The sequence below is a fragment of the Shewanella sp. POL2 genome, assembly GCF_000282755.1.
Lineage (GTDB): Bacteria > Pseudomonadota > Gammaproteobacteria > Enterobacterales > Shewanellaceae > Shewanella > Shewanella xiamenensis.
Genome location: NZ_AKZL01000111.1, coordinates 1 through 12477, shown reverse-complemented (window position 1 = coordinate 12477; position 12477 = coordinate 1). Strand labels below are relative to the sequence as shown.

Below are 12477 nucleotides of genomic sequence, written 5' to 3'. Positions count from 1 at the left end.
GCTGACGGTCTAGCTGATGCTGATCGTGCGGTAAAAGACCTAGAGTTGGCTCAAGCGAAAGCGACTGACCAACTAAAAGAAGCCAAGGTGACGGCTAACGAAATTATTGAGCAAGCTAACAAGCGTAAAGCTCAAATAGTGGAAGAAGCTAAAGCCGAAGCAGACGCTGAGCGTGCCAAAATCATCGCTCAGGGTAAAGCAGAAATTGAAGCTGAACGTAATCGCGTGAAAGAGGATCTGCGTAAGCAGGTTGCTACTCTTGCCATCATGGGTGCTGAGAAGATCCTTGAGCGTTCTATTGATCCAGCCGCCCACAGTGACATAGTTAATAAACTAGTCGCTGAAATTTGATAAGGGGAGTTTGAGTTATGGCTGAATTAACCACCATCGCTCGCCCTTACGCAAAGGCAGCTTTTGACGTTGCTGTTGAACACAACGCAGTGGATACCTGGGCCGAAATGCTCACGTTTGCCGCATTGGTTAGTGAAAACGAAACCATGCAGCCACTGCTGACTGGCTCTTTAGCCAGCACCAAACTCGCCGCACTCTTTATCAGTGTGTGTGGTGAGCAAATCAATGAGCAAGGTCAAAACTTGATAAAGGTAATGGCTGAAAACGGTCGCTTAAAGGTACTACCTGCTGTATCTGAGCTTTTTGCTCAATACCGTAATGAGTGGGCAAAAGAAGTGGAAGCCGATGTGGTTTCTGCAGCTGAGCTCAGCTCTGAACAACAGCAGCAGATCAGTATTTCTTTAGGGAAACGTCTCGCACGCAAAGTTAAGCTGAATTGCAGCACTGACGCCGCGCTTATCGCCGGTGTAATCATTAAGGCAGGTGACTTAGTCATTGATGGCTCTGTCCGCGGTAAGTTATCGCGTCTGTCTGAAAAGCTGCAGTCGTAATTGGGAGTTTGAGCATGCAACTGAATTCCACTGAAATCAGCGATCTGATTAAGCAGCGGATCGAGCAGTTCGAAGTCGTTAGCGAATCTCGTAACGAAGGTACTATCGTTGCGGTTAGTGACGGCATTATCCGCATCCACGGCCTAGCCGATGTGATGCAAGGTGAAATGATCGAACTGCCTGGTAGCCGTTTTGCAATCGCGTTGAACCTTGAACGTGATTCTGTCGGTGCCGTAGTAATGGGCCCTTATGCTGATTTAGCAGAGGGCGTAAAAGTTAAAACTACTGGCCGTATTCTGGAAGTTCCAGTCGGTCGTGGCCTGTTAGGCCGCGTAGTTAACACTTTGGGTGAGCCTATTGACGGAAAAGGAGCTATCAACAACGATGGTTTCTCTCCTATTGAAGTGATTGCTCCTGGTGTTATCGAGCGTAAGTCAGTAGATCAACCAGTTCAAACTGGTTATAAAGCCGTTGACGCTATGATCCCAATCGGTCGTGGCCAACGTGAATTGATCATTGGCGACCGTCAAACTGGTAAAACAGCCATGGCGATCGACGCAATCATCAACCAGCGCGATTCTGGCATTAAGTGCGTATACGTAGCAGTAGGCCAAAAGGCTTCTACTATCGCTAACGTAGTGCGTAAGCTAGAAGAACACGGTGCATTAGCTAACACTATCGTTGTGGTTGCTACAGCTTCTGAAGCTGCTGCGCTGCAATACTTAGCACCGTACTCTGGTTGTGCTATGGGTGAATACTTCCGCGACCGCGGTGAAGATGCTCTGATCGTATACGATGACCTGTCTAAGCAAGCAGTTGCTTACCGTCAGATCTCGTTACTATTGAAGCGTCCACCAGGCCGTGAAGCTTATCCTGGTGACGTATTTTATCTACACTCTCGTTTACTAGAGCGTGCTTCACGCGTAAACGAAGATTATGTAGAAAAGTTCACAAAAGGTGCAGTAACAGGTAAAACCGGTTCGTTAACCGCGCTGCCTATTATTGAAACTCAGGCGGGTGACGTATCTGCATTCGTACCGACCAACGTAATTTCGATTACTGACGGTCAGATCTTCCTTGAGACTGATCTGTTTAACTCTGGCTTACGTCCAGCGGTTAACCCAGGTATTTCTGTTTCTCGTGTTGGTGGTGCGGCTCAGACTAAGATCATCAAGAAACTGTCTGGTGGTATTCGTACTGCTCTTGCACAGTATCGTGAACTTGCTGCGTTCTCACAGTTTGCATCTGACTTAGACGATGCAACTCGTGCTCAGCTAGAGCATGGTGTGCGTGTTACCGAACTGATGAAGCAAAAACAATATGCTCCTATGAGTGTAGCTGCTCAAGCTGTGTCTATTTTCGCAGCTGAAAAAGGTTACCTGAAGGGCATTGAGCTGAAAAAAGTTGGTGATTTCGAAGCCGCTCTGCTCTCGTACATGAACAGCGAGCATGCTGCTTTAATCAAGCTTATCAACGAGACTGGCGATTATAACGCCGATATCGAAGCTGAATTAAAAGCTGGCCTCGACAAGTTCGTAGCAACCCAAACCTGGTAACAATGATAGAGGTGTCTTAAGACACCTCAGGTCCAGATTGGAGAGTAGAGATGGCCGGCGCTAAAGAGATTAAAACCAAGATCGCGAGTGTAAAAAACACTCAGAAGATCACGTCCGCCATGGAAATGGTGGCAGCCAGCAAAATGCGCAGAGCGCAAGAACGCATGGCTGCGAGCCGTCCATACGCGGAAAACATGCGTAAGGTGATCGGTCACGTAGCGCAAGGTTCTCTCGAGTATAAACACCCCTACTTAGAGGTGAGAGAGGCTAAGCGGGTTGGTTACATTGTTGTGGCAACCGACCGTGGCCTTTGTGGTGGTCTGAACGTCAACCTCTTTAAAAAGGTTGTTGCAGACGTGAAAAGCTGGAAAGAGCAAGGTGCAGAATTTGAATTCTGTCCTATTGGTGCTCGTAGTGTGCAGTTTTTCAAAAGCTTCGGTGGACAGGTTTCTGCCCATGCTTCAGGTTTAGGCGATGCGCCAAAGCTCGCTGACCTGATCGGGACAGTACGTGTGATGCTAGATGCTTACAACGAAGGCAAACTGGATCGTCTGTATGTAGTGTTCAACAAGTTTGTAAACACTATGACGCAGACTCCTGTGATCGAGCAGCTGCTACCTTTGCCTAAATCGGAAGATGATGAGGTTGCTCATCGTTGGGACTACATCTACGAACCTGATCCAAAAGCCCTTTTGGATACCTTATTGGTTCGTTATGTAGAATCTCAGGTTTACCAAGGTGTTGTTGAAAACATTGCTTCCGAACAAGCTGCCCGTATGGTGGCGATGAAGGCGGCAACGGACAACGCGGGTACACTGATTGACGATTTGCAATTGGTCTATAACAAGGCTCGTCAGGCTGCGATTACGCAAGAACTGTCGGAAATTGTTTCTGGTGCCTCTGCGGTTTAGGTTAGGTAACGAATACAAGTTTTAGAGGATTAATCATGAGCACAGGTACTGTTGTCCAAGTGATTGGCGCGGTTGTGGACGTAGAGTTTCCACAAGATGCCGTACCTCAGGTATATGACGCTCTGAAGATCACAGGTGAAGGCTCCTGTAATGGTTTGGTGCTGGAAGTTCAGCAACAACTAGGTGGTGGTGTAGTTCGTACCATCGCTATGGGTACTTCTGATGGTCTGCGTCGTGGTCTTGAGGTAGTAAACTCAGGTTCACCTATTTCTGTTCCTGTTGGTACCGCCACTCTTGGCCGTATCATGAACGTTTTAGGCGACCCTATTGATGAAGCTGGTGCAATTGGCGAAGAAGAACGTTATGTGATTCACCGCAGCGCTCCTTCATACGAAGAGCAATCAAACACGACTGAACTGTTAGAGACGGGTATCAAGGTTATCGACCTTGTATGTCCATTCGCTAAGGGTGGTAAAGTAGGTCTGTTCGGTGGTGCGGGTGTTGGTAAGACAGTTAACATGATGGAACTGATTAACAACATCGCTAAAGCTCACTCAGGTCTTTCTGTATTCGCTGGTGTAGGTGAGCGTACTCGTGAGGGTAACGACTTCTACTACGAGATGAAAGATTCTGGCGTTCTCGACAAAGTAGCCATGGTTTATGGCCAAATGAACGAGCCACCAGGAAACCGTCTGCGTGTAGCACTGACCGGTCTGACTATGGCTGAAAAGTTCCGTGACGAAGGTCGTGACGTACTGTTGTTCGTTGACAACATTTACCGTTACACCCTAGCCGGTACTGAAGTATCTGCACTGTTAGGTCGTATGCCTTCTGCGGTAGGTTACCAACCCACTCTGGCTGAAGAAATGGGCGTTCTGCAAGAGCGTATTACTTCAACTAAGACGGGTTCTATTACCTCTGTACAAGCGGTATACGTACCTGCGGACGACTTGACTGACCCGTCACCAGCTACAACCTTCGCTCACTTAGATGCGACTGTTGTATTGTCACGTCAAATCGCTTCTCTGGGTATTTACCCAGCGGTTGACCCATTGGATTCGACTTCTCGTCAATTAGATCCATTAGTGGTTGGTCAAGAGCACTATGACGTAGCTAACGGTGTACAAACTGTTCTGCAACGCTACAAAGAGCTGAAAGACATTATTGCGATTCTCGGTATGGACGAATTGTCAGATGATGACAAGATGACCGTTTCCCGTGCACGTAAGATTGAGCGTTTCTTGTCTCAGCCTTTCCACGTAGCAGAAGTCTTTACTGGTTCTCCTGGTAAGTACGTTTCTCTGAAAGACACTATCCGTGGCTTCAAGGGAATTCTGAGTGGTGAGTTCGATCACATTCCAGAACAAGCGTTCTACATGGTTGGTTCTATCGACGAAGCTGTCGAGAAAGCTAACAAAAAGAAATAACTAAGTAGTCATACTTAGTTTTTTAAGGAGAACGGGATGGCAGCCATGACAGTACAGCTTGATATAGTCAGCGCAGAAAGCAGTATCTTCTCTGGTCGCGTAGCGAGCCTACAAGTGACCGGTTCTGAAGGTGAGTTGGGCATCATGCATGGCCACGCTCCACTGTTAAGCTATATCAAACCTGGCATGGCGCGCATCGTCAAACAAGACGGCAGCGAAGAAGTGTTTTACCTTTCTGGTGGTTTACTGGAAGTACAACCTTCTTCTGTTTCTGTGTTAGCTGATGTGGTTATGCGTGCCAAAGATATTGATGAGCAGGCAGCATTAGAAGCCAAGCGTCGTGCAGAAGCCCATATGGCAACTGCGGGTGCGGACTTTAATTATGATGCCGCTATGGTTGAGTTAGCGAAAGCAATGGCTCAATTACGTGTTGTTGAAACCATCAAGAAAAACATTGCCAGATAAAGGTTATTGTTTGTGATAAAAGGCGGTTATCGAAAGATACCCGCCTTTTTTGTTGGTTTTTTCGCTGCGTTTTGAGATCTGCCTTTCGCTTTGCTGCGCCTTTCCGTTAAAATTGCGCCATTAAATAGAGCTCAGTTTATCCCTTTGGGATGTTAATCAAGGATATGGCAATGGCATTAAATGTAGTGATCTTGGCAGCAGGAAAAGGAACTCGCATGCGCTCGGATCTTCCCAAGGTATTACATCCTATCGCCCACAAGAGCATGGTGCAGCATGTGATTGATACTGCACACCGTATTGGCAGTGATGCTATACAGCTCGTTTATGGCTACGGTGCCGATAAATTAAAATCCGCTTTGGGCGAGCAGCAACTCAATTGGATGTTGCAAGCCGAGCAGTTAGGCACTGGCCATGCGGTCGCTCAGGCGATTCCTAATATCGATGATAATGATACTGTGCTGATCCTTTACGGTGATGTGCCGTTAATCCAAGCCTCTACACTTGAAGCTTTGCTCGCTGCGCGTCCCGATAATGGTGTGGCGATTTTAACCGTCAATCTAACCAATCCTACTGGCTATGGCCGTATCGTGCGCGAGCAGGGCAAGGTTGTCGGTATTGTCGAACAAAAGATGCTAATCCCGAGCAACTTGCTATTAATGAAGTTAACACGGGCATTATGGCGGTTCCTGGTAATGCATTAAAAACCTGGCTTGGTCGCCTATCGAATAACAATGCCCAAGGTGAATACTATCTAACGGATATTATCGCCATGGCCCACGCCGATGGGGTTGAGATTAATACTGCTCAGCCGCAATCTGCTATCGAAGTGGAAGGTGCCAATAACCGCGTGCAGCTTGCACAACTTGAGCGCGCTTATCAGGCCCGTGAAGCCGAAAAGCTGATGATTGCTGGCGCTAATTTGCGCGATCCAAGCCGTATCGATATCCGTGGTGAAGTGACCGTGGGTATGGATGTGATGGTCGATGTGAACGTGATTTTCGAAGGTAAAGTGGTGATTGGCAACAATGTCAGCATTGGTGCTGGCGCGATTCTGATCGATTGTGAAATTGCCGACAATGCCGAGATCAAACCTTACTCTATTATCGAAGGCGCTAAACTCGGCGTAGCAGCCAGTGCGGGGCCTTTTGCCCGTTTACGCCCCGGTGCTGAGTTAATGCAAGATGCCCATATCGGTAACTTCGTTGAGATGAAAAAAGCCGTTTTAGGTGTGGGGTCTAAGGCGGGTCACTTAGCCTATTTAGGCGATGCGCAAATCGGTGCGGGTGTGAATATTGGTGCTGGCACTATTACCTGTAATTACGATGGTGCCAATAAACACTTAACCGTGATTGAAGATAATGTGTTTGTGGGAAGTGATACTCAGCTGGTGGCGCCGGTGACTATTGGTAAAGGCGCGACGCTCGGTGCAGGGTCAACAATTACCCGTGATGTGGGTGAGGATGAGCTAGTGATCACCCGTGTTAAGCAAAAACATCTGACTGGCTGGCAACGTCCGGTAAAGATTAAGAAGTAACGGCTTCATTTTTTGTTATACAAAGCGGCAATTAGCCGCTTTATGTTTTTTTGTCAAAGGTCAAAATCCTCACCAAATAAAAATCAGCTAAATTAATGTTGAATTAATACTATGGTGTTATGGGTAATTCATTGTTTTTATTCAAAGTTGATCTAAGTCACGCGAAATTGTAAATTCATGTAAAGAACCTTAAATAAAAATAATTCTTATTTATATTGCCTGCAATTCTAAGACGAAAGGTCTACTTGAGGTGTTGGCAATGGTATTTAAATATTCAGTTGTAGGTTTGGCCGTTGGGGCTGCATTAATGGCGATGCCTGTTATGGCAGAAGCGCCAAACGATGCAAATATAGAACGTATTAATGTAACAGGCCGTACTTTTAACGATTATAAAGTCGGTAGCGCATCGGGCGCTATGCGTGGCGATATTGACTTAATGGATACCCCGCAGTCCGTTAATGTTATCCCTGATTTTGTTACCGATGAACAATTAGCAACAAACCTTGCGGAAGTCTTAGTTAACGATTCGAGCGTAACGGCGGGTACCACTCGTTGGAACCGCCAAGTCTTCAGTATTCGTGGCTTCGAACTCGATTCGGGCAACGGTTATCTCATCAACGGCCACCAGCAATGGTCTCATTACGTTCAACCTATTGAAACGCTACAACAGGTTGAGGTACTAAAAGGCCCTTCAAGTATGTTGTATGGCCAATCCGGTCCTGGCGGTTTGGTTAATATGGTCACCAAAAAGCCGACCTATGATTCAATGCTCGATTTAGGTTTTGATACTGATGGCTACGGCTCTACCCGTGCGCAGTTAGATGCGGGAGGCAGCTTAAACGATGCTCAAAGCATTCGTTATCGTGGTGTGTTAGTTAAACAAGACACTAAATACTGGCGCGAATATTCAACTACTAATGAAAACCAAGAGCGTAATCGTTGGTTGGGTTACTTAAACTTAGAATTTGATATCAGTGATGATGTTTTGTTATCGGTTAAGTACGACCATACCCAAGACAAAGCGGGCATCGATGCGGGTGGCTGGTTAGATAAACAAGGCAATGTGATTGGCGAGCGTAAAACCGTATGGGACGCGCCTTGGGCCTTTACCGATAATACTGTTTCAAATTTAGGTGCTGATCTGACTTGGCAAATGAGTAACGACTGGAAAGTTAAAGTCGGCTACAACGATCAACAATTTAATCGCCAACGTTTAGACTCTGCGCCAAGTTTGATTGAAGGCTCTGAAGATCCATTCAAAGATGGTTATAGCATCAAACCATTCGACCGTTATGACGATTGGCAGCATAAAACGGCCTATGTGGATTTCACGGGTGAATTTTCTTTGGCAGGAATGGAGCATCAATTCCTTATTGGTGCTAACTATTTAGACTATTTCTATCAGCAGCAAATTCAGAAAGGCAAAAGTCAGCGTGTAATTCCTGGGCAACCAATTATTCAGCAAGATCTTGATTATCATCAAGGTCAGCTAAGCAACCCAAGTGAATACAAGTATTACGGTTTCTATTTGCAGGATTTAATGACATTAAATGAGCAATGGAAGTTGCTTGCTGGTGTACGGTATGACGAACAGAAAAAAGATACCGCTGGCGGTAACAGCTATGCCGTATCGCCTAAATTCGGGGTGATTTATTCGCCTATGGATAATGGCAGTATTTATGTTAACTATTCAAAAAGCTTTACCCCGCAAGGATCTGTAACCAGTTCCGAAGATGTGAATCAAGGGGCTAATCTAAAACCTGAGTATGGCACTCAGTATGAATTGGGAACGAAGTGGGAGCTCTTTAATGACAGTCTACTGCTGACAGCTGCTCTGTTTGATATAACCGTGTCCAATGTCACAACAGTGCTAGATATTCCAGTAACAAGTGATGGTGATAAAACAATAACCACTCAAGGTGGTGAGCAACATCACCGTGGTTTTGAAGTTGGTGCCCAAGGCCAGTTAGGTGATAGCTGGTTTGTGACTTCATCTATGATGTATTTAGATGCGGAATATAATACGGGTGCAGGCAAAATCGGTGGCAAGAATTTAGATGGTAAAACTCCTATTGATGCCCCTGAGTGGTCTGCCAATATCTGGACTCGTTACGAAGTAACTGACAACTTTGCGATGAACTTTGGCGCTATCTACGTTGGTGAGCGTTTTGCTAATGATGTAAATACCATAACCAAAGATGGTTACGTCCGTTTTGATATCGGTGCTGCCTACACTATGGATATTATGGGTAAAGACGTAAGCATCCGCGCAAACGTGAGAAACCTATTTGATACTGAATACTTAGATGGTGGTAGCGATAAGATGGTCACTATCGGCCAAGATCGTAACTTCAGCGTGGCACTTGAAGCTAAGTTTTAAGCTCAGTTCCCCTTTTTAAGTTTCATACAATTAAAGCAGTTTACCTTTGGGTGAACTGCTTTTTTATTATTTTTCATAGAGTTAATTAATCCAACTTAAAAGCGACCCATCTTGATTCGAAATTATCTTTCGAATACTAGTAAAAATGTTTCGTTTCTTTATAATATATCTTTCGAATCGAAAGTTAACTGAAAGGTTTTATGAATAAACGAAATACACAGCAACGACGCCACAGTATCATCAGCATCCTGAATGAACAGGGTGAAGTGAGTGTCGATGAGTTGTCATTACGTTTCGAAACTTCTGAAGTGACTATTCGTAAAGACTTGGCAGAACTTGAAAAAACGGGACTGTTGCTACGCCGCTACGGTGGTGCTGTGGCTATTCCCGATGAAGTGACGCAACAGTTTTCTGCCAAGATTGCCCCTAATAAGTTATCCATCGCTAAAGCTGCGGCGCAGCTGATTAAAGATCACAATCGCATCATTATCGATAGCGGTACCACCACTTCAGGCTTAATTGCTGAACTCAACCAAAAACGTGGGCTGGTGGTAATGACCAATGCTCTGCATTTGGCTAACGCGATTCACGAACTTGAAAATGAGCCGACCCTATTGATGACCGGTGGAACCTGGGATCCGCATTCTGAATCCTTTCAAGGCCAAGTGGCCGAACAGGTATTACGCTCCTATAACTTTGACCAACTGTTTATCGGTGCCGACGGTATCGATTTAGCGCGAGGTACCACCACCTTTAATGAGCTGACGGGTTTAAGTAAGGTGATGGCTGAGGTTTCCCGAGAAGTCATCGTGATGGTGGATTCGGACAAAATAGGCAAGCGGATCCCTAATTTAGAACTACCTTGGTCGCAAATCAGTGTACTAGTCACCGATGATCGCATCGAAGAGAGCGCCCTTAACCAAATTACCGAGCAAGGCGTGAAAGTCATCTTAGCGCCCTACTCGCCTTAGGCATTTGCCCGTGATAAGCCAGAGCAAATGACTCAAACAACTTCATTTTTATTTTTCATTTTATAGGTAAAAACTATGTGCGGAATCGTTGGCGCCGTGGCGCAAAGGGATGTGGCCGAAATTCTGGTCGAAGGTTTACGTCGTTTAGAATATCGTGGATATGACTCTGCTGGTGTTGCTGTGATCCACAATGGCGAACTCAATCGCACCCGCCGCGTGGGTAAAGTGCAGGAATTGTCTGCTGCACTCGAAACCGACCCATTAGCGGGCGGCACTGGTATTGCGCATACTCGTTGGGCGACCCATGGTGAGCCAAGCGAGCGCAATGCTCACCCACATTTATCTGAAGGCGATATTGCCGTTGTGCACAATGGCATTATCGAAAACCATCATAAACTGCGTGAAATGCTTAAAGAACACGGCTACCACTTCAGCTCTGATACCGACACTGAAGTCATTTGTCACCTAGTTCATCATGAATTAAAAACGCACGACACCTTACTGGCAGCGGTGCAAGCCACGGTTAAACAACTCGAAGGCGCTTATGGCACTGTGGTGATTGACCGCCGCGACAGCGAGCGCATGGTCGTGGCGCGCTCAGGCAGCCCATTAGTGATTGGTTTTGGTTTAGGTGAAAACTTTGTCGCCTCCGACCAACTGGCACTGCTGCCTGTCACCCGCTCTTTCGCCTTTTTAGAAGAAGGTGACGTGGCCGAAGTGACTCGTCGCACAGTGAGCATTTTCGATGTGCATGGCAATAAAGTTGAGCGCGAAGTTAAAGAGTCAGAAATCACCCATGATGCTGGCGACAAAGGCGAATATCGCCACTATATGCTCAAAGAAATCTATGAGCAGCCATTGGCACTGACACGCACTATCGAAGGTCGCATTGCTAACAAGCAAGTGCTCGACACGGCTTTTGGTGATAATGCCGCTGAATTCTTAAAAGATATTAAACACGTACAGATTATTGCCTGTGGTACTAGCTACCATGCGGGCATGGCGGCGCGTTATTGGTTAGAGGATTGGGCTGGCGTTTCTTGTAATGTCGAAATCGCCTCCGAATTCCGCTACCGCAAGTCACATTTGTTCCCTAACAGCCTGTTGGTGACCATTTCTCAATCCGGTGAAACTGCCGATACGCTTGCAGCGATGCGCCTAGCCAAAGAAATGGGTTATAAGGCGACACTGACCATCTGTAACGCGCCTGGCTCTTCCTTAGTTCGTGAGTCTGACATGGCGTACATGATGAAAGCAGGCGCCGAAATTGGCGTTGCTTCAACTAAAGCCTTTACCGTGCAATTAGCGGGTTTATTAATGCTGACGGCGGTGATCGGTCGCCATAATGGCATGTCGGAGCAAATGCAGGCCGAGATCACTCAAAGCCTACAGTCTATGCCTGCCAAAGTGGAGCAAGCATTAGGCTTAGATGATGCGATTGCTGAATTGGCAGAAGACTTTGCCGACAAACACCATGCCTTATTCCTTGGCCGTGGCGATCAATACCCGATAGCGATGGAAGGCGCGCTAAAACTTAAAGAGATCTCCTATATCCATGCTGAGGCATATGCTTCTGGCGAGCTGAAACATGGCCCACTGGCCTTGATTGATGCCGACATGCCAGTCATCGTGGTTGCGCCAAACAACGAACTGTTAGAAAAGCTGAAATCTAACGTTGAAGAAGTGCGTGCCCGTGGTGGTTTAATGTATGTGTTTGCCGATGTGGATGCGGAGTTTGAATCTGACGAAACCATGAAGGTTATCCCGGTTCCACACTGCGATATCTTTATGGCGCCGCTGATTTACACCATCCCACTACAGTTGCTTTCGTATCACGTTGCCTTAATTAAGGGCACCGATGTGGATCAACCGCGAAACCTCGCTAAATCGGTGACGGTGGAATAAATCGGAAGCAATAAAAAAACGCCTAAATGGCGGTTTTTTATTGGGGCTTGATTAGAGTTATTTGCTGGTGGCTGAGTCAGTTAAACCGTTATCGCATCAAGCGCGTGCTGCTTTTTTGCTTCTAAACGTTTCCATACTTTATCGTGGAAATAAAACACCACAGTGTTAATTGCGGGCTCAACTAAGGCGACGGCACCACCGACTAAAACACTACCAGTTAATAAATAGGTAACGGTGAAGGCAACGCTGAAATGTAATACGGCAAAAGTAAGTGTCTTGGTCATGATTCTATCCTCTAATGTAAGCCCCTTTTGGGAATGATTAGATGATAACAATTCTCATTAAAATTTAAAGCCGTATTTTGAGATTAGTTTAAACGGTTTTTTCTATCTATAAGCGCTAAAAAATATAAAGCCCTCAAATGAG

Annotated in this window: 10 protein-coding genes and 1 pseudogene; 10 read left to right on the top strand and 1 reads right to left on the bottom strand. The window is 46.2% G+C overall.

All coding sequences use genetic code 11. The features are described from left to right. From atpF to glmS, 10 genes and pseudogenes are all read left to right on the top strand, one after another. The coding region (gene atpF, locus SHEWPOL2_RS19770) for a F0F1 ATP synthase subunit B (RefSeq protein ID WP_037430952.1) at positions 1-351 on the top strand (351 nt) is incomplete at its 5' end. Positions 352-368: 17 nt separating this feature from the next. Then, complete coding sequence (atpH, locus tag SHEWPOL2_RS19765) at positions 369-902, top strand: F0F1 ATP synthase subunit delta (RefSeq protein WP_037413434.1); 534 nt, start codon at positions 369-371, stop codon at positions 900-902. 14 nt (positions 903-916) lie between these two features. Next, on the top strand, positions 917-2458 hold the full coding sequence (gene atpA, locus SHEWPOL2_RS19760) for a F0F1 ATP synthase subunit alpha (RefSeq protein ID WP_037413433.1): 1542 nt from the start codon (positions 917-919) through the stop codon (positions 2456-2458). A 50-nt stretch (positions 2459-2508) separates the two neighbouring features. Continuing rightward, positions 2509-3369, top strand: a complete 861-nt coding sequence (gene atpG, locus SHEWPOL2_RS19755; protein ID WP_037413431.1) for a F0F1 ATP synthase subunit gamma — start codon at positions 2509-2511, stop codon at positions 3367-3369. Between the two features lie 35 nt (positions 3370-3404). Continuing rightward, positions 3405-4796 (top strand): F0F1 ATP synthase subunit beta, encoded by a 1392-nt coding sequence (gene atpD, locus SHEWPOL2_RS19750; RefSeq protein WP_037413426.1) that lies wholly within the window; start codon positions 3405-3407, stop codon positions 4794-4796. Positions 4797-4832: 36 nt separating this feature from the next. Then, on the top strand, positions 4833-5261 hold the full coding sequence (locus tag SHEWPOL2_RS19745) for a F0F1 ATP synthase subunit epsilon (RefSeq protein ID WP_011624645.1): 429 nt from the start codon (positions 4833-4835) through the stop codon (positions 5259-5261). A 170-nt stretch (positions 5262-5431) separates the two neighbouring features. Beyond that, positions 5432-6795, top strand: a pseudogene (gene glmU, locus SHEWPOL2_RS19740) (bifunctional UDP-N-acetylglucosamine diphosphorylase/glucosamine-1-phosphate N-acetyltransferase GlmU). A 259-nt stretch (positions 6796-7054) separates the two neighbouring features. After that, the gene (locus tag SHEWPOL2_RS19735) at positions 7055-9175 is read left to right on the top strand and encodes a TonB-dependent receptor (RefSeq protein WP_037430949.1); all 2121 of its coding nucleotides are present in this window, start codon (positions 7055-7057) and stop codon (positions 9173-9175) included. Positions 9176-9375: 200 nt separating this feature from the next. After that, positions 9376-10146, top strand: coding sequence for a DeoR family transcriptional regulator (locus tag SHEWPOL2_RS19730; RefSeq protein WP_037430947.1), 771 nt, complete (start codon positions 9376-9378; stop codon positions 10144-10146). Positions 10147-10221: 75 nt separating this feature from the next. Further along, positions 10222-12051, top strand: a complete 1830-nt coding sequence (glmS, locus tag SHEWPOL2_RS19725) for a glutamine--fructose-6-phosphate transaminase (isomerizing) (RefSeq protein ID WP_037430945.1) — start codon at positions 10222-10224, stop codon at positions 12049-12051. Between the two features lie 80 nt (positions 12052-12131). Here the strand turns inward: glmS and SHEWPOL2_RS19720 are convergent, their stop codons facing one another. After that, positions 12132-12335: a DUF2061 domain-containing protein gene (locus SHEWPOL2_RS19720; protein WP_037430942.1), complete on the bottom strand. Its 204-nt coding sequence runs from the start codon at positions 12333-12335 to the stop codon at positions 12132-12134. Positions 12336-12477 lie beyond the last annotated feature (142 nt).